The organism is Nocardia rosealba (genome assembly GCF_020216065.1).
Classification (GTDB): Bacteria; Actinomycetota; Actinomycetes; order Mycobacteriales; family Mycobacteriaceae; genus Nocardia; species Nocardia rosealba.
The window spans coordinates 1121690-1137894 of the sequence record NZ_JAIWNA010000002.1; the positions used below are offsets into that span (position 1 = coordinate 1121690).

Here is a 16205-nt window from a genome sequence, read left to right on the forward strand (position 1 = left end):
TTCATGGATGCCGCCGATCTCGATCTGCTCGCCAGCACCCTGCGTGCGGCGATGACCGGTCCGACAGGTGAGGACCTGTACGCCGCGCTCGTCGACCTCGGCTGGCACGAGATGCTCAGCGAGGCAGCCGATTCCACTGTACCGCTGGTGTTCCGGCTGCTCGGGGAGACAGGCGCGCACGCCCCGCTGCTCGACGACGTGATCCGCGCGCAGGGCAGCTACCAACTCCAGCACGCCGATCCGGCCGTCGACGAAGGTGGTGGTGAGCCGACCGGTGCCACCGGACCGCTCGCGCTGCCCTACGCCGGTGGGCGCTGGGTGCGCTGGGAGCAGACCACTCCGAAGGACGACAGCGAACTCCTCGATCCCGACCTGCCGTTGCGGGAGGTGTCGACGGGTGGTGCGGTTCCTCTCGCCGCGGGCCGGGTCGCGGTGGGTTGGTGGCTGACCGGTGCGAGCCGGGCGATGCTCACGCTCGCCCGGACACACGCGCTCGATCGCGTCCAATTCGGCCGTCCGATCGCCTCGTTCCAGGCCGTCCGGCACCGGCTCGCCGAAGCCTTCGTCGCCGTCGAAGGAGCCGAAGCCACCCTCACCGCCGCCACCGGCGATCTCGGTTCGGCGCTGGCCAAGGCCGCGGCGGGCCGGGCCGCGCTGGTGACGGCTCGGCACTGTCAGCAGACGCTCGGCGGTATCGGTTTCACCGCCGAGCACGCCTTGCACCGCCACATCCGGCGGGTACTGGTGCTCGACGGCTTGCTCGGCAGTTCCCGTGAACTCCTCCGCGAAGCCGGTGCGACCATCCGGGTCGCGGGCACGGCGCCACGGCTGGTGGGGCTGTGAGCGAGCGGGTGCAGCGATTTCTGGATGCGGCGCTGGCGATCATCGGTGAGAACGGCAGCACGGATTTCACCGTGCAGGAGGTGGTCGAGCGTTCACACCAGTCGCTGCGCACCTTCTATCTGCAGTTCGACGGCAAGAACGCGCTGCTGCTCGCCCTGCTGGAGAACGCCCTCGGCAAGGCGGCCGACCGGATCCGGGCCGCCGTCGCGGCCGAACCGGATCCGCTCGGGCGGCTCGCGGTCGCCGTGCGGCTGCTGTTCGCGTTGTGCCGCGACGATCCGGGCGGGCGGGATCCGCTGTTCACCGATTTCGCGCCGCGGCTGCTCGTCACCCATCCCGCCCACGTCGAAGCCGCGCACGCCCCGCTGCTCGGCCTCTTCGTCGATCTGGTCGGCGACGCCGCCGCGGCGGGCGCACTGCGGCCCGGCCTGAATCCCCGCCGGATCGCGGCGATCACGATGCAGACCGTCATGTTCACCGCGCAGGCCGACGGCGCCGACGAGTCCTCGCTCACGCCCGAGGAAGTCTGGGAATTCTGCACATCCGGTGTCAGCACTGCGGCGAGAATGTAGTTCTCTCCGGGAGAGAATATCAATTACACTGAATGTATGGACGATCTCTGGAACCCCCTGCTCGAATGCCTGGACCTGCGCCCTCCGGAATCCGACACCGGCACAATGGATCTCCCGCCTGGCCTTTTCGACGGGGTCCATCTGCCCCTCACCTATCGCAGACTGTTCGGCGGGCAGATCCTGGGGCAATTCGTCCGCGCGGCGGAGCTCGCCTGCCCGGACAAGACGGTGAAATCGATCCACACCCTGTTCGCCAAGGAGGGCCGTTACGACGAGCCGCTCCGGTACGAGGTGGCCCGTCTGCACGAAGGCCGCTCGTTCGCGAGCCTGGCGATCACCGCCACGCAATCCGGGCGGCTCGTCGCCGGCGCCTCGGTGTCCATGCACATCGAGGAGGATGGTCCGCAGCACCAGCGGGTCGACGGCATCGCCGCCCTGCCCGGCCCCGAGCACCGGGTACGCTTCGACCTGCTGCCGTGGGAGACCCGCGCCGTCGCCGACCTCGACGCCACCACAGCGGAACCACCCGAGTACGAATTCTGGATGCGCACACCGGAAGTCGGCGTCGAACTCGCCGCCGCGCTCACCGCCTACGCCACCGACCTGACCCTGATCGGCACCGCCCTTCGCCCGTTCGAGGGCGTGAATCAGCGCGGCAACGGCACGGTGTTCACCTCCGCCGTCACCGCTCACACCCTGTGGTTCCACCGTCCGTTCCGCACCGACGACTGGCTGCTGCTGCGTCAGCACAGCCCGCTGCTGGCCCGGGGTCGCTGTTTCGGTCGTGGCGACGTGCTCACCGCGGCAGGCGAACTCGTGGCGTCGTTCGCACAGGAAGCGCTCCTGCGTTTCGACAGTGCTGCCGCACAACAGTTTTCGCCGGAGAGTGCGGCACAGTCCGTGTGAGGACGACCGGTCACCGATCCTGGTCTACGGCGGCGGCCAGCAACAGCTCGGCCGCACTGTAGGCATCGTCACGACCCGTCGCGACGGCGGTGGCGAGTTCGTCCAGACCCGGATGGGCCCGCAGCCGCGACTGCGCGAGGGACAGAATCTGCGCGCGCGCCCGTGCGGCACCCCGCGCGGCGGAATCGGCGCGGTGATGGGCGTCGATCGCGTCGAACAACGCCTCGATCCCGGTGCCGCGCGCGGCGATCAGCTGCAGGATGGGCAGTCCGGTCTCCAAATGGAGTTCCCGGGCGGTTTGCTCAGCCCCGTCGCGGTCGGCCTTGTTCACAACCAGGATGTCGGCGACCTCGAGCAGGCCCGCCTTGGCGGCCTGAATCGCGTCTCCCGCACCGGGATTGAGGATCACCACCGCCGGGTCGGCGACCGCGGCGATCTCGATCTCGGACTGCCCGACCCCGACGGTCTCCACCAGGATCACGTCGTAGCCAAGCGCACCGAGCAACCGGATCGCCGCGGGCACCGCGGCCGCGAGCCCGCCGAGGTGCCCGCGCGCGGCCACCGAGCGGATCAGCACTCCCGGGTCGCCGATATGCGCGGCCATCCGGATGCGATCACCCAGTAGCGCACCACCGCTGTAGGGCGAGGAGGGATCGACGGCGAGCACCGCCACGCGCAAACCCCGCGCACGATAGCCGGTGACCAGCGCCGCGACGGTGGTGGACTTGCCGACGCCCGGTGGCCCGGTCAGCCCGATCACCCGCACCGGCACCGGCTCGAGTTCGGTGAGCACCTGCGCGCGTCGTGAGCTCTCCACCAGGCTCAGCAGCCGCCCTGCCGCGCGCACCGAACCGGTGCGCGCCAGCTCGATCAGCTCGGCGATGTCCTCGGGCATTGGGCTTCGCTATTTCTTTCCGGCCGTGAGGCGTTCGATGGTCGCGTGGAAGTCGGCGGTCTGGAACGACAGGTCCTCGGCGGTGGTCGCGTAGTCGAGACTGGCGAGCACCGCGCGTTCCAGATGCAGGTTCAGCAGGCGCTTGGTGCTCTCCACCGCCTGCCTCGGCAACGCGAGCATGCGCTCGGCGCAGGCCAGAGCTTCGGCCATCGGGTCGGCCACCACGTGATTGACCAACCCCATCTCCTTGGCCCGTTCGGCCGGAATACGCGCACCCGTCAGCGCGAATTCCTTGGCGAAGAGCAGGCTGGTGTGCAGCGGCCAGGTGAGCGGGCCACCGTCGGCCGCGACCAGCCCGACCTGGACGTGCGGGTCGGCCAGATACGCCGTCTCGGCGATATAGACGATGTCGCTGAGCGAGACCAGGCTGCAACCGAGGCCGACCGCCGGACCGTTGACCGCCGCGATCACCGGAACGCGACAGCGCACCATGCCGAGCACGATGTCGCGGCCGTGCGCGATCGTCTTCGCCCGCAGCTCGGCGTCGCGGCTCAGCTCGGCGAGATAACCGAAGTCACCACCCGCCGAGAAGGCCTTCCCGCTGCCCGTGAGAATCGCGACGCGGGCGTCGCGGTCCTCGCCGAGGCGCGGCCACAGGTGGGCCAGACCGGTGTGCAGATCGTCGTTGACGGCGTTGAGGGCGTCGGGGCGGTTCAGCGTGATGATCCGCAGCGGCCCCTCGGCCCGGACGTCGATCTCGACGGGCAGGTCATACATGGTCAGGCTCCCAATCCGAGAATGCGCGAGGCGATGATGTTCTTCTGAATCTGTTCGGTGCCACCCATCACGCTCTGCGCGCGGCTGTAGAGGTAGGCACCGAGCAGGTCGGGGTCACGGGTGCCACCGACCGCGAGGGCCGCGTGGCCGACGGACTGTTCCACCCAGGTCATGAGCAATTTGTCGAGCGAGCCCTCCGGCCCGTGCGAGACACCGTCGAGCTGTTCGGACAGCCTGCGGCGCACATGCAGGCGCAGCATCTCGGTCTGCACCACGGCCCAGGCCAGCTCGGCGGGCAGCGCGCCGGTGGTGCGCGCCGCGAGCCGGCGCACGAGTTTGCCATAGCGGGCGGTGTAGCCGAGCGTCGACGGCTCGCGCTCGTGCCCGACCACTGTCATCGCCACCGCCCAGCCGTCGCCGGGCGCACCGACCATCTGATCGGCGGGCACGCGGGCGCCGTCGAACTGCACCTGGCCGAACTCGGTGGTGATCCCGCTCATCATCCGCAGCGGCAGCTGCCGCACGCCGGGCTGCTTCATCGAGACCACGAAGGCCGAGATGCCTTTGTGCCGTGGCACGTCGGAATCGGTGCGCGCCAGCAGCAGGCACCAGTCGGCCACATCGGAGTAGCTCGTCCAGATCTTGTGTCCCCGAAGGACATACGAATCACCTTCGCGGGTGGCGGTGGTCCGCAGCGACGCCAGATCGGAGCCGGCCTCCGGTTCGCTGAACCCCTGGCACCAGCGCTGGGTGCCGTCGATCATCCCGGGTAGGAATCGACGGCACAGTTCGGCGTCGGCGTGCCTGCCGAGCCCCTGGATCAGGTAGCCGAGGCTGGGCCGGGGTGGCGCACCGGCCCGCGCCAGTTCTTCGTCGAGGATCACGTCGTAGACCGGCGGAAGGTCATGGCCGCCGTATTCGCTGGGCCAGGACAACCCGAAGAACCCGGCCGAATACAGCGCCCGGTGCCATTTCCCCTGGGTAGCCCAGTATTCGTCGCCGGAGGTCGGGAACTGCCCGGCGACCTCGGCCAGCCAGCCGCGCAGCCGATCGCGGAATCGCGCTTCCTCGGGCGAATCACGAAAGTCCACTGTCGATCTCCTCCAGGCTCGTGGCGAACAGCTCGGTGGAGGCGAGCGCCCGCCGTAGGTACAAGTGCGCCAGGCACTCCCAGGTGTTTCCGATCCCGCCGTGCACCTGCACCGCCGTCTCGCAGACCGTGCGCGCCGCGCGGGCGCAGTACAGCTTGGCGATGACGGCCGCCCGCACCGCCTCGTCGGGAGACAGCTCGTCGACCGCCCACGCCGCGTGCCGCAGCACACTCACCGAGCCCTCGATCAGCGCCAGACCCTCGGCCAGCAGATGCGCTACCGCCTGATGGGAGCCGATCGGCTTGCCGTACTGCACACGGACTTTCGCGTACTCGGTGGCGAGCGCGTGGGCTCCGCGTGCGGCGCCGACCAGGTCCGCGCAGGTGGCGACCAGCGCGAGCGATCGCCATTGCGCGGCCTGGGCCGGGGACAACTCGGCGAGCAGGGTCGGTGCGCCCGTCAGTTCGGCTTCGGGCCGGGTCGGATCGGCATCGGTGGCGACCGGGCCGATCGCGCTCGACCAGATGGTTTCCTCCCGCAGCACCAGGGCGTGGGTGCTGCCGCGGGCATCGACCGCGCGACCATCGACGGCGACCGTGCACAGCGCGTCATCGGCTGACGTGGGCCGGATGTCGTCGACCAGCACCGGGCCGAGGAACGCCACGTCGACCAGCCCGCGGCCGAATTCTTCGGCCACGATCGCGACTTCGACACCGGAGGCGCCGTCGGAGCGCAGCGCGCGCCATCCGGTCCGCGCGACCGCCTTGTCGAGCCGCTCGACGCGCGCCTCGTCGGCGAGGTCGTGCACGGTGCCGGGGCCGAGGTCGGCGGCCAGGTCGGCGGCGGCATCGCGCAACTGCCGCTGTTCAGAGGTCAGCCGGACGTCCATGACGCTCCTTCAGTTCTCGGCGCAGCACCTTGCCCGAAGGCAGACGCGGGATTTCGGGGACGAACACCACTCGGCGCGGACGCTTGTACGAGGCGAGGCGGGTGCCGACCAGGTCGACGAGTTCCTCGGCGGTGACCGCGCCGTCGACGAGCACAGCGGCGACGATCTGTTCGCCGTCGGCGGCGTCGGGTTCACCGAACACCGCGCAGTCCAGGACCGCCGGATGACTGTGCAGCACGGATTCGACCTCGGCGGGCGCGACCTGGAAACCGCGCACCTTGATCATCTCCTTGAGCCGGTCGGTGATCCGTAGCCAACCGTCGCTGTCCAGGTAGCCGACGTCGCCGGTCCGGTACCAACCGTCGGCGTACGCGGCCGCAGTGGACTCCTCGGGCAGATACCCGGCCATCAACGATGGTGAGCGGGCCTGGATTTCGCCGATCTCGCCGGGTTCGACCTCGGCTCCGGTAATCGTCGAGACCACCCGGATCTCGACGCCCGGCACGGGTCGGCCGACGCTGTCCAATCGTGCGCCGTCGAGCGGGTTGCAGGCGATCACCGGGAGCTCACTGGCACCGTAGGCGGGCACCCAGCCCACGCCGGTGCGACGGGTGACCGTCTCCGCGACACTCGCCGTCACCGGGGTGGCACCCCACATGATGTAGCGCAGCGAGGACAGGTCGTAGGACTCCAGGTCGGGGTGGGCGGCCAGCGCGAGCGCGATGGGGGCCACCGCCATCTCCACCGTGATCCGGTCGGCCTCGATGTGGCGCAGCATCCGGTCCAGCTCGAAACGGCGATGCAGCCGCACCCACGCACCGGTGCGCAGCGCGAGCACGATATTGAGCAGACCGAGGATGTGCGAAGGCGGTGTCACGATCTGGATGCGGTCCTCGGCCCCGAATCCGAGTGCCGTGCGCCAGTGCCGCACCGCCGCGTCGAAGGATGCGTGCGTGTGCCGGACTGCCTTCGGCAAACCCGTTGTGCCGGAACTGAAGACGAGCACCGCATCCGACTCCGGCGCAGGCGGTGCAAAGCTCGTCGAGCCGGGTGCGATGGGCCGGTCGAGCGAGAGCATGGGCATCGCCTCGGCCAGCACCGGCTGATCGCCGACAGCGTGGGCGGGTCGGGTGACGGCCAGCGCGTGCCGCACGTCGTCGCGTTTCCACGCCGGGCTCAGCAGCACCACCGCCGCACCGGTCAGCCAGATCGCACCGACCGCGACCACGAACTCCGGCCGGTTCGAGGACATCAGCGCGACTCGATCACCCTGGCGCACACCACGTTCGGTCAGCGTCTCGGCCAGTCCGGCGGTCAGCGCGTCGAGTTCGGCGTGGGTGTAGTGCCGATCGTCGAAACTCAGCGCGATCCGGTCGTTCATCTCGCCTCCACGGCCGGGATTGAGAAGATCCCATCTCGCGAGAGAGAATAGTATTCTCTTTCCATAAGAATCTTCATACCAGAAGGAGCCGGTCCATGGCGAGAACTCCCCTGTTCCAACGGGCGACGGTGACCCGGATCATCAAGGAGACAGCGGATGCCCGCACTTTCGTCCTGGCACCGCACTCGGGTCCGATGCCCTATCTGGCCGGGCAGTTCTGTACCTTCCGGGTGCGGGTCGACGGCACCGAGCTGTTCCGGTCCTACTCCATGTCGAGCGCGCCCGAGACCGACGCCGAGCTCATGACAACGGTCAAACGGGTACCCGGCGGCGCGGTGTCGAACTGGCTGATCGACCGGGTCGGTGAGGGCGACGAGGTCGAGATCAGCAGGCCCGCAGGGCGTTTCTGCCTGCGAGCCAGTTCCGTCGCGCTGCTCGGGTTCTGCGGCGGCAGCGGCATCACGCCCATCCTGTCCCTTACCAAGAGCGCCCTGGCCACCACCGATCGCCGGGTGCGACTGCTGTGCGCCGACCGGGACCGGGCGTCGGCGATCTTCGATTCGGCTCTCGACGATCTGGTGGCGCGCTATCCCGGCCGGCTCGAAGTGACCCGGCATCTGGATGCCGAACGCGGACTGCTGGATCCGGCCGCCGTGCGTGCCTTCGTCGGTCCCGACGTAGCCGCCGACAGCTATCTGTGCGGTCCGGAACCGTTCATGGCGATGGTCGAGGACGCGCTGCCCGGGCCCGGCCAGGTCTACAGCGAGCGGTTCGGCACGACCGAGCCGGTGCCCGTCGCCGCACCCGCACCCACCGCCGCCGTGGGCACCGTCACGATTGTGCTCGGCCGCACGACCACGACCGTGCCGCGCAATGCGGGCGAGACGCTGCTCGAGAGCGCGCGGCGCGCGGGCTTGACGCCGCCGTTCTCCTGCGAAGCGGGCAACTGCGCCACCTGCATGGCCGTGCTCACCCGTGGTTCGGCGACGATGCGGGTGAACGACGCGCTCACCGACGACGAGGTGGCCGACGGCTATGTCCTGACCTGCCAGGCCGTTCCGGACAGCGACGAGACGACCGTGCGCTACGAGTGAGCGCGACGGCCTCGGGACCTCCTCCCGGGGCCGGGGTCGGCTCAGATGTTGTGTTCGCCCAGGCGCGGCGGCGGTCCGTAGCGCGGTGTGTGACCGGCGATCCGGATCGGACTGCCGACCAGGCGATGCTCACCGGCGTCGACGAGGACTTCCGGTGTGGCCGCCAGCGCCTCGGGCAGGGTTCGCACCGCGGCGGCAGGCACGCCGAGCGGGCGCAGGCGCGCTTCCCAGCCGCGCGCGGAGTCGGCGGCGAGTGCGTGGGTGACGGCCGCCAGTACCTCGTCGCGCCGCGCTGCCCGCTCGGCCATAGTGGCGAAGCCCGCGACCTTCGCCGCCCCCGCGAAGCTCCGCCAGAACCCGTCGTGGGTGATGAACAGCGCGAGATACCCCTCGGCAGTCGGAAAGATCTGGGCGGGAACGTAATAGGTGTGCGCACCGAAGGGGCGGCGGTGTGGGGTCACCCCGTCGTTCAGGAAGGCCGAGGCGTGGTAGTTCAGCTGCGAGAGCATCACATCGCGCAGCGACACCTCCACCTGACCACCGAGGCCGGACACGATCTGGGCGAGCAGGCCGAGGGCCGCGGCCAGTCCGGTGGAATTGTCGGCCGAGGAATAGCCGGGCAGGGTCGGCGGCCCGGCCGGATCCCCGGTCAGCGCGGCGATTCCGGTCGCCGCCTGGATCACGTAGTCGAAGGCGGGGTCGTCACCGACCGACAGCCCGAAACCGGTGATCGCCACGCACACGATCTTCGGGTTCCACCGCCGCAGCGCGGCGTAGGTCAGGCCGAGCCGGTGGATCGCCGAGGGCTTCAGATTCACCAGCAGCGCATGGGCATCGGTCACCAACTCACCGAGCTGGTCCTGCCCCTGCGGCGTGGTCAGATCGAGGCAGATACTGCGTTTGCCCCGGTTGAGGCTGGCGAAATAGCTGTCGCCGACCTGCCGGGAGATGTCGCCGCCAGGTGGTTCGAGTTTGGTGACCTGCGCGCCGAGATCGGCCAGCAGCATGGTGGCGTACGGCCCGGCCAGCATGGTTCCCACCTCGAGGATCCGGATACCGGCCAGCGGGCCGTCGGTTCGCGCCGCGTCGGGCCGGTCGCGGGTGCCACCCGCCTCGCCGCGCAGGCCGATCACCGCAGGTCCTGAGCGAGTGCGGCGATCATCTCCCTCGTGCGGCGTTTGGACGCGACCAGTTCGTCGCGGGTGCCGCCGATCGGAAGCAGCCGCACCGAGATGTCGGTGGCGCCCGCGTCGGCGTAGCGCCGGATGCCCGCGGCGACGGCCTGTTCGTCACCGGCCACGCAGATGTCGCCGATATCGCGTGCGTCGCCCGCCTCGAGCAGCCGCTGATAGTTGGGTGACACCTCGGCCTCGCCGAGGATGCGGTTGGCCCGCGCCTTGGCCTCCTGAACCTCGTCGGGTCGGCACAGGCAGATCGGCAGGCCGGCGACCACGCGCGGCCGCGGCCTGCCCGCTGTTTCGGCCGCCTTCGTGATCCGGGGGACCACATGGTCGCCCACCGCTCGCTCGTCGGCCATCCAGAGGACCGTGCCGTCGGCACGTTCCCCCGCGATCCGCAACATTACCGGCCCCAGGGCGGCGACCAGTACCGGCAGCGGCGCCACCGGACCCAGATCGAGCGGGTTGTGCACGGTGAACGTCGCGTTCTCCACGTCCACCGGGCCGGGCCCGCGCAGTGCCGAGGTGAGGACGTCGAGATAGTCCGAGGTGTAGGCGGCGGGCCGCTCGTAGGGCAGTCCGAGCATGTCGGCCACGATCCAATGATGGGAGGGGCCGACGCCGAGCGCCAACCGCCCGCCCGCCGCCGCCTGTACCGAGAGTGCTTGGCGCGCAAGGGCGATCGGGTGCTGGGCCTGCAACGGCACCACGGCGGTGCCCAATTCGATCCGGGTGGTCACCTGCCCCATCAGGGCCACGGTGACGAGCGCGTCGAAATCGTTGGGCACCTGAGGAATCCAGGCGGTGTCGAGCCCGGCGGCCTCGGCCCAGGCGATGTCGTCCAGCATCCGGGTGAGCTTGCGGGCGGCGTCGCCCTTCTCCGGCCCGATCATCACTCCGATTCGCATGAGCTGCTCCCTGTCATCACGTCGGTGAGGGCCCGCATCTCGGCGACCAGTGTCTCCAGCGACGTGCCGGTCGGAAACACCGCGGCGGCACCCGCTTCGAGCAACCGGGGCACATCGGCGCCCGGGATGGTCCCGCCGACGATCACCGCGATATCGCTCGCCTCGGCCGCACGCAAGGCCTCGACGGTGCGCGTGGTCAGTGCGATGTGCGCGCCGGACAGAATGCTCAGGCCCACCACGCTGACGTCCTCCTGCAGCGCGATGGACACGATGTCCTCGATCCGCTGCCGGATGCCGGTGTAGACCACTTCGAAACCGGCGTCACGCAGGGCCCGGGCGACGATCTTCGCGCCGCGATCGTGCCCGTCGAGACCGGGTTTGGCGATCAGCACGCGCGCGCTCATCAGAACACCACCGGCTGCTGGAACTCGCCCCAGACCCGCTTCAAGGCGCCGGTCATCTCCCCCACCGTGCAATACGCGGTTGCGCAGTCGATCAGGTAGTGCATCAGATTCTCGTTTCCCTCGGCGGCCGTGGACAAGGCGGTGAGCGCGGCCCGGACCGCCGCCGGATCGCGCTCGGTCTTCACCCGGGCCAGCCGCTTCAGTTGCAGATCGCGGCCCTCGGCGTCCAGTTCGTAGGTCGCGATCTCGGGGGCGGGCTCGTCGGAGACGAAGCGGTTCACCCCGACCACCGGCCGGGTGCCCGCCTCGATGTCCTGGTGGATCCGGTAGGCTTCGTCGGCGATCAGGCCCTGCAGATAGCCGTCCTCGATGGCGCGGACCATGCCGCCGTGGCGCTCGAGGTCGTCCATGATCGCCACGATGCGGGCTTCGGTCGCGTCGGTCAGCGCCTCGACGAAATAGGAACCGCCGAGTGGATCGGCGACCTTGGTGACCCCGGTTTCGTAGGCCAGGATCTGCTGGGTGCGCAATGCGAGCGTGGCCGATTCCTCGCTCGGCAGCGCGAACGGCTCGTCCCAGGCCGCGGTGAACATCGACTGGACGCCACCGAGCACCGACGCCATCGCCTCGTAGGCGACCCGCACCAGATTGTTCTGCGCCTGCGGCGCGTACAGCGACGCACCGCCTGCCACACAGCCGAAGCGGAACATCGACGCCTTGTCCGAACTCGCACCGTAGCGCTCGCGCACCAGCGTGGCCCAACGTCTGCGCCCCGCACGATATTTGGCGATCTCCTCGAAGAAGTCGCCGTGGGTGTAGAAGAAGAACGAGATCTGGGGTGCGAACTGGTCGATCGTCATCCGGCCGCGCTGCACCACGGTGTCGCAGTAGGTGACGCCGTCGGCGAGGGTGAACGCCATCTCCTGCACGGCATTGGCGCCCGCGTCGCGAAAGTGCGCGCCCGCCACCGAGATCGCGTTGAATCGAGGGACCTCGGCCGCACAGAACTCGATGGTGTCGGCGATCAGCCGCAGCGACGGTTCCGGTGGCCAGATCCAGGTGCCGCGCGAGGCGTATTCCTTGAGGATGTCGTTCTGGATGGTGCCGGTGAGCTTCTCACGCGGCACACCCTTCTTCTCGGCCGCCGCGACATAGAAGGCCAGCAGGATCGCGGCGGTGCCGTTGATCGTGAAGCTGGTGCTGATCTTGTCGAGCGGGATGCCGTCGAAGAGGACTTCGACGTCGGCCAGAGTGTCGACGGCGACGCCGACCCGCCCGACTTCCTCGGTCACCTCCGGATCGTCGGAGTCGTAACCACATTGGGTCGGTAGATCGAGCGCGACCGACAGCCCGGTACCGCCCTGGTCGAGCAGATAGCGGTACCGGCGATTGGACTCCTCCGCCGTCCCGAACCCGGAGTACTGGCGAAACGTCCACAGTCGCCCCCGGTAGCCGGTGGCGAAATTGCCGCGCGTGAAAGGGAAGCCGCCCGGTGCGGGCGGTTCGGCAGCCAGGTCCGCCGGTCCGTAGACCGGCGAGAGCGGGATGCCGGACGAGGTCTGGATGGGATCGTTCATCGATGAATACGGTACTTGCAAAAAATGAGAATGCCAATACCATCAGAGGGGAACGCCGCGTTGACCAGCGGACTCACCACCCAGAGGAGATCGATGTCTACCGAGCGCGCCCCTCTCACCGACCGAACGCTGGTCGTCTCCGGCGGCTCCCGAGGCATCGGGCTCGCCATCGCCCTCGCTGCGGGCAGGCTGGGCGCAAACGTTGCGGTGCTGGCGAAGACGGCACAACCGCATCCCCGGTTGCCCGGCACCGTGCACACCGCCGTCGCCGCGATCGAAGCCGCCGGCGGCAAGGCCGTGGCGGTGGTCGGTGACGTCCGCGACGAGGCCGATGTCCAGCGCGCGGTGGAGACGGCGGTGGAACGATTCGGCGGGATCGATATCTGCGTGAACAACGCCAGCGCGATCGCGGTCGAGCCGACCGAGGCGCTGACGGCCAAGAAGTTCGACCTGATGGCCCAGATCAATCTGCGCGGGACCTTCCTGCTGACCAAAGCCTGCTTGCCGCACCTGCGTTCGTCGGCCAACCCTCATGTGCTCACCGTGTCGCCACCGGTGAACATGAATCCGCGCTGGCTCGGCGCCCACCCGGCCTACACCTTGTCGAAGTACGGCATGACCTTGCTGTCGCTCGGGTGGGCGGCCGAGTTCGCGGAGGCGGGGATCGCGGTGAACTGCCTGTGGCCGCAGACCTATATCGCCACCTCCGCCGTCGCAAACATGGCCGACGGCGAACAGCTGATCGGCTCCGCGCGCAGCCCGGAGATCATGGCCGACGCGGCGATCGAGATCCTGTCGCGCCCGGCGCGCGACACCAGCGGCCACTGCTACATCGACGCCGAGGTACTCACCGCCGCAGGCGTCGACGACCTTTCCCGGTACGGCGGCGGCGACGCCCCGACGCTCGACCTTTTTCTCGACTGACGCGGCAGGAGGAGAACCGTGCCCGCAACCGTTCACATCACGATCCGCCCGATCCTGGACTACTACGGGAAGTGCCCCCGCTGCGGATATCCGGCGGGAGCCGCGGAAACGGTGCGCAAGTCGCTCGACGGCAAGGTCGAACGGCTCGTGGTCGCCACCTGTGAACTGCCGTGCGGTTGGTACGGGCCCGCGGCGCGAACCACCATGACAGGCGGCACGGCCGCGGACGACCCTGCCGCCTGATCCGGTTCAGTCCTCGTCGAGGACGATCGCCATCGTCGGGCAGGCCGAGGCCGCCGAGCGGACCTCCGACAGCACTGCCTCCTGCGGACTCTCCTCGATCACCACCGCCAGGTCGTCGGCGTTCACCTCGAACACCGTCGGCGCGATTCCCGCGCACAGTGCGTGACCCTCACATTTGGTCCCGTCGACCGACACCTTCATTCCCATTCTCCGCGTTCATGATTCGCCGGCCCGTGCCGTGCGCCCACCGGTGCGTAGACGGCGCCGCGCCGACCACGACGGTGGGTTCTCGTGGCCGGCGCGGCGGGGTGGCTACTTCAGCATGCCGCCCGCGTCGATCGGCAAGGGCACACCGGTGACGTAGCGGGCCTCGTCGGAGGCCAGGTACAGCACCGCGTTGCTCACGTCCTCGGGCTCGATCCAGGCCACCGGCAGGGTGTGGAACATCCTGGCGATCGGCACGAGGTCGTCGGGCCCCGGGCTCTCCAGGTCGGGGCGGAACAGCTTGTAGGTGCCCTCGTTCATCACCATCGGTGTGTTCACGTGCGTGGGATGCACCGAGTTCACGCGGATCGAGTGCTGTGCCAGTTCCACGGCGAAGGTCCGCATGAGCCCGACCACGCCGTGCTTGGCGGCCACATAGTGCCCGATGTTCGGGTAGGCCTTGAGCCCGCCCACCGAACTGGTCAAAATGATCGAGCCACCACGTTCACCCGCAACCAGGTGCGGCACAGCGGCTTTCACCGACTTCCAGACACCACCGAGGTTGACGTCGATCATGTCGTCCCACAGGTCCTCGCGCAGATCGGCCAGCGCACCGCCCTCGTTGCCGATGCCCGCGTTGGCGACCACGATGTCGAGCCGTCCGAGTTCCTCGACGCCTGCGTCGAGGGCGGCCTTCACGCCGTCGTAGTCGCGCACGTCCACCTCGGCGGTGACCACCCGCCTGCCCTCGGCCCGGACCAGGTCGGCGGTGGTCGCCAGGTCCTCCGGGGTCGACATCGCGAACGGCACGTTGTCGAGTTGTTTGCAGACATCGATCGCGATGATGTCCGCGCCTTCCTGCGCCAAGCGCACCGCGTGACTGCGGCCTTGACCGCGCGCCGCTCCGGTGATGAACGCGACTTTGCCTTCGACCCGTCCGGTCATGTTTGTTACCTCGGTTCTCTCGTGGTCAGGAGTGGGGAGTGAAAGTGATGTGCAGTTCGCTGAGCCCGCGCAGCAGGAAGGTGGGTTCGTAGGCGTACTCGCGCGCACCCACCGGACCGTGGTGCTCGGCGTCGATCTGGAGATCGAGCAGGCGGTCGAGGATTCGTTCGATCGAGACCCGGCCTTCCACCCGGGCGAGCGGGCCCCCGGGGCAGGTGTGCACGCCGCGACCGAAGGCGATGTGCTCGCGGAAGTTGTCGCGGTCCAGGCGGAATTCGTGCGGGTCCTCGAATCGGCGGGGGTCGCGGTTGGCCGCGCCCGGGCAGAACATCACCAGCCCGCCGGCGGGGATCGGCACGTCACCCACGGTCGTCGCGCGCCGCGCGAGCCGGAACCCGCTCTTGACCGGCGCGTCCATCCGCAGGGTCTCCTCGATGAAGTTCGGGATCAGGCTACGGTCGGCACGCAACCGCTCCTGCACCTCCGGTTGATCGCCGAGCACGCGGATCGCGGCGCCGAGCACCTTGGCGGTGGTTTCCTGACCCGCCGCGAACAGGAAGGTCGCCGAGCGCACGACGTCGATGACCTCCGGGGTGGTGCCGTCCGGGTATTTCGCCAGCGCCAAGGAGGTCAGCACGTCGTCGCGCGGTTCCGTACGGCGGTCGGAGATATAGGAACTGAACTTCTCGTCCAGCCACGCCAACGGGTTGCTCGACAGCGCTTCGTTGTCGATGGCGCCGGGCCGGGCACCCGGCCGTTCGGCACCGAGGACCACCCGGAATTGCTCGTGGTCCTCCTCGGGAACGCCGAGCATGTCCGCGACGACCAGCAGCGCGAACGGCTTGGCGTATTGGGAAAGAAATTCACAGCGACCCTCGGCGGCGAATTCGTCGAGCTGGCGGTCGGCCAGCCGCCACATGAATTCCTCGTTCTCTTTCAAACGGGCCGGAGTGAGCAGACGATTCAATACCGACCGCGCGAAAGTGTGTTGCGGCGGGTCCATCGTCACCATGTGCTCGAACATCGGCAATTCCGACCGGTGCTGTTCGATGAGGTCGCTGATGTCGTCGCCGACCGGCGTGAACGGCAGCGGCGGGAAAGGCCCACCCACCGCGACGGCCGAGGAGAAGATCGCCGAATCCTTCAGCACCTCAGCGGATTCCTCGTATCCGGTCACGGCGTAGACACCGTAGTGCGGCTCCTGGGTGACCGGGCACTTAGACCGCAAATGATCGAAATACGGATGCGGATCGGGAATCAGCTCGGGGTCGGTGAAATAGTTCACAGTGTCGAAATCGGTCATGGAGAGCTCCTGACGATCGAGAAGCCGCGAAAAGCGCGCACTTCGATGGTAACAACCATATTCATATTTGA

At 68.8% G+C, this 16205-nt stretch carries 18 protein-coding genes; 6 read left to right on the plus strand and 12 right to left on the minus strand.

The window, feature by feature from the left end:
- Nucleotides 1–3: 3 nt before the first annotated feature.
- The 3 genes from LDL21_RS12110 to LDL21_RS12120 are packed head-to-tail and all read left to right on the plus strand — an operon-like array spanning nt 4 to nt 2321.
- Complete coding sequence (locus LDL21_RS12110; protein WP_225280087.1) at nt 4–843, plus strand: acyl-CoA dehydrogenase family protein; 840 nt, start codon at nt 4–6, stop codon at nt 841–843.
- Nucleotides 840–1415, plus strand: a complete 576-nt coding sequence (locus LDL21_RS12115) for a TetR/AcrR family transcriptional regulator (protein WP_225280088.1) — start codon at nt 840–842, stop codon at nt 1413–1415. Before LDL21_RS12110 ends, LDL21_RS12115 begins: the two co-directional genes overlap by 4 nt.
- 36 nt (nt 1416–1451) lie before the next feature.
- On the plus strand, nt 1452–2321 hold the full coding sequence (locus LDL21_RS12120) for an acyl-CoA thioesterase (RefSeq protein ID WP_225280089.1): 870 nt from the start codon (nt 1452–1454) through the stop codon (nt 2319–2321).
- A 10-nt stretch (nt 2322–2331) separates the two neighbouring features.
- Here the strand turns inward: LDL21_RS12120 and meaB are convergent, their stop codons facing one another.
- Genes meaB through LDL21_RS12145 form a run of 5 tightly spaced genes read right to left on the minus strand, consistent with a single transcriptional unit; the run spans nt 2332 to nt 7354 of the window.
- Nucleotides 2332–3216 (minus strand): methylmalonyl Co-A mutase-associated GTPase MeaB, encoded by an 885-nt coding sequence (gene meaB, locus LDL21_RS12125; RefSeq protein ID WP_225280090.1) that lies wholly within the window; start codon nt 3214–3216, stop codon nt 2332–2334.
- A 9-nt stretch (nt 3217–3225) separates the two neighbouring features.
- Entirely contained in the window at nt 3226–3993 is a 768-nt protein-coding gene (locus LDL21_RS12130; RefSeq protein ID WP_225280091.1) for an enoyl-CoA hydratase/isomerase family protein, read from the minus strand.
- Between the two features lie 2 nt (nt 3994–3995).
- Entirely contained in the window at nt 3996–5084 is a 1089-nt protein-coding gene (locus LDL21_RS12135) for an acyl-CoA dehydrogenase family protein (protein ID WP_225280092.1), read from the minus strand.
- Nucleotides 5071–5973, minus strand: a complete 903-nt coding sequence (locus LDL21_RS12140; protein ID WP_225280093.1) for an acyl-CoA dehydrogenase family protein — start codon at nt 5971–5973, stop codon at nt 5071–5073. Before LDL21_RS12140 ends, LDL21_RS12135 begins: the two co-directional genes overlap by 14 nt.
- Entirely contained in the window at nt 5951–7354 is a 1404-nt protein-coding gene (locus LDL21_RS12145; RefSeq protein ID WP_225280094.1) for a class I adenylate-forming enzyme family protein, read from the minus strand. The genes LDL21_RS12140 and LDL21_RS12145 overlap by 23 nt, the downstream gene beginning before the upstream one ends.
- 95 nt (nt 7355–7449) lie before the next feature.
- On the opposite strand from LDL21_RS12145, the gene LDL21_RS12150 reads away from it, so the two are divergent.
- Nucleotides 7450–8448 (plus strand): ferredoxin--NADP reductase, encoded by a 999-nt coding sequence (locus LDL21_RS12150; protein ID WP_225280095.1) that lies wholly within the window; start codon nt 7450–7452, stop codon nt 8446–8448.
- A gap of 41 nt (nt 8449–8489) precedes the next feature.
- On the opposite strand, the gene LDL21_RS12155 is transcribed toward LDL21_RS12150, so the two are convergent.
- The 4 genes from LDL21_RS12155 to LDL21_RS12170 form a co-directional block, all read right to left on the minus strand.
- Nucleotides 8490–9479: a CaiB/BaiF CoA transferase family protein gene (locus tag LDL21_RS12155; protein WP_372462174.1), complete on the minus strand. Its 990-nt coding sequence runs from the start codon at nt 9477–9479 to the stop codon at nt 8490–8492.
- Between the two features lie 98 nt (nt 9480–9577).
- Nucleotides 9578–10534 (minus strand): LLM class F420-dependent oxidoreductase, encoded by a 957-nt coding sequence (locus tag LDL21_RS12160; protein WP_225280097.1) that lies wholly within the window; start codon nt 10532–10534, stop codon nt 9578–9580.
- Complete coding sequence (locus LDL21_RS12165) at nt 10519–10938, minus strand: cobalamin B12-binding domain-containing protein (protein ID WP_181696126.1); 420 nt, start codon at nt 10936–10938, stop codon at nt 10519–10521. The genes LDL21_RS12160 and LDL21_RS12165 overlap by 16 nt, the downstream gene beginning before the upstream one ends.
- Nucleotides 10938–12515 (minus strand): methylmalonyl-CoA mutase family protein, encoded by a 1578-nt coding sequence (locus LDL21_RS12170; protein WP_225280098.1) that lies wholly within the window; start codon nt 12513–12515, stop codon nt 10938–10940. Before LDL21_RS12170 ends, LDL21_RS12165 begins: the two co-directional genes overlap by 1 nt.
- Nucleotides 12516–12608: 93 nt before the next feature.
- On the opposite strand from LDL21_RS12170, the gene LDL21_RS12175 reads away from it, so the two are divergent.
- Nucleotides 12609–13439 (plus strand): SDR family oxidoreductase, encoded by an 831-nt coding sequence (locus LDL21_RS12175; protein WP_225280099.1) that lies wholly within the window; start codon nt 12609–12611, stop codon nt 13437–13439.
- An 18-nt stretch (nt 13440–13457) separates the two neighbouring features.
- Complete coding sequence (locus LDL21_RS12180; protein WP_181696129.1) at nt 13458–13682, plus strand: hypothetical protein; 225 nt, start codon at nt 13458–13460, stop codon at nt 13680–13682.
- A gap of 6 nt (nt 13683–13688) precedes the next feature.
- Here LDL21_RS12180 and LDL21_RS12185 read toward each other — a convergent pair whose 3' ends face one another.
- The 3 genes from LDL21_RS12185 to LDL21_RS12195 all read right to left on the minus strand — a co-directional run bounded on the left by LDL21_RS12185 (nt 13689) and on the right by LDL21_RS12195 (nt 16134).
- A complete protein-coding gene (locus LDL21_RS12185) occupies nt 13689–13883 on the minus strand; it encodes a ferredoxin (protein WP_181696130.1) in 195 nt (64 codons plus the stop codon).
- A gap of 111 nt (nt 13884–13994) precedes the next feature.
- The gene (locus LDL21_RS12190; protein WP_225280100.1) at nt 13995–14831 is read right to left on the minus strand and encodes a mycofactocin-coupled SDR family oxidoreductase; all 837 of its coding nucleotides are present in this window, start codon (nt 14829–14831) and stop codon (nt 13995–13997) included.
- Between the two features lie 25 nt (nt 14832–14856).
- Entirely contained in the window at nt 14857–16134 is a 1278-nt protein-coding gene (locus LDL21_RS12195) for a cytochrome P450 (RefSeq protein ID WP_225280101.1), read from the minus strand.
- Nucleotides 16135–16205 lie beyond the last annotated feature (71 nt).

Bases quoted from the DNA above. Each gene is read 5' to 3' on its own strand.
- LDL21_RS12110 (WP_225280087.1), top strand. From the start codon at position 4: ATGGATGCCGCCGATCTCGATCTGCTCGCCAGCACCCTGCGTGCGGCG.
- LDL21_RS12120 (WP_225280089.1), top strand. From the start codon at position 1,452: ATGGACGATCTCTGGAACCCCCTGCTCGAATGCCTGGACCTGCGCCCT.
- meaB (WP_225280090.1), bottom strand. From the start codon at position 3,216: ATGCCCGAGGACATCGCCGAGCTGATCGAGCTGGCGCGCACCGGTTCG.
- LDL21_RS12130 (WP_225280091.1), bottom strand. From the start codon at position 3,993: ATGTATGACCTGCCCGTCGAGATCGACGTCCGGGCCGAGGGGCCGCTG.
- LDL21_RS12140 (WP_225280093.1), bottom strand. From the start codon at position 5,973: ATGGACGTCCGGCTGACCTCTGAACAGCGGCAGTTGCGCGATGCCGCC.
- LDL21_RS12145 (WP_225280094.1), bottom strand. From the start codon at position 7,354: ATGAACGACCGGATCGCGCTGAGTTTCGACGATCGGCACTACACCCAC.
- LDL21_RS12150 (WP_225280095.1), top strand. From the start codon at position 7,450: ATGGCGAGAACTCCCCTGTTCCAACGGGCGACGGTGACCCGGATCATC.
- LDL21_RS12155 (WP_372462174.1), bottom strand. From the start codon at position 9,479: ATGCTGGCCGGGCCGTACGCCACCATGCTGCTGGCCGATCTCGGCGCG.
- LDL21_RS12160 (WP_225280097.1), bottom strand. From the start codon at position 10,534: ATGCGAATCGGAGTGATGATCGGGCCGGAGAAGGGCGACGCCGCCCGC.
- LDL21_RS12165 (WP_181696126.1), bottom strand. From the start codon at position 10,938: ATGAGCGCGCGCGTGCTGATCGCCAAACCCGGTCTCGACGGGCACGAT.
- LDL21_RS12170 (WP_225280098.1), bottom strand. From the start codon at position 12,515: ATGAACGATCCCATCCAGACCTCGTCCGGCATCCCGCTCTCGCCGGTC.
- LDL21_RS12175 (WP_225280099.1), top strand. From the start codon at position 12,609: ATGTCTACCGAGCGCGCCCCTCTCACCGACCGAACGCTGGTCGTCTCC.
- LDL21_RS12185 (WP_181696130.1), bottom strand. From the start codon at position 13,883: ATGAAGGTGTCGGTCGACGGGACCAAATGTGAGGGTCACGCACTGTGC.
- LDL21_RS12190 (WP_225280100.1), bottom strand. From the start codon at position 14,831: ATGACCGGACGGGTCGAAGGCAAAGTCGCGTTCATCACCGGAGCGGCG.
- LDL21_RS12195 (WP_225280101.1), bottom strand. From the start codon at position 16,134: ATGACCGATTTCGACACTGTGAACTATTTCACCGACCCCGAGCTGATT.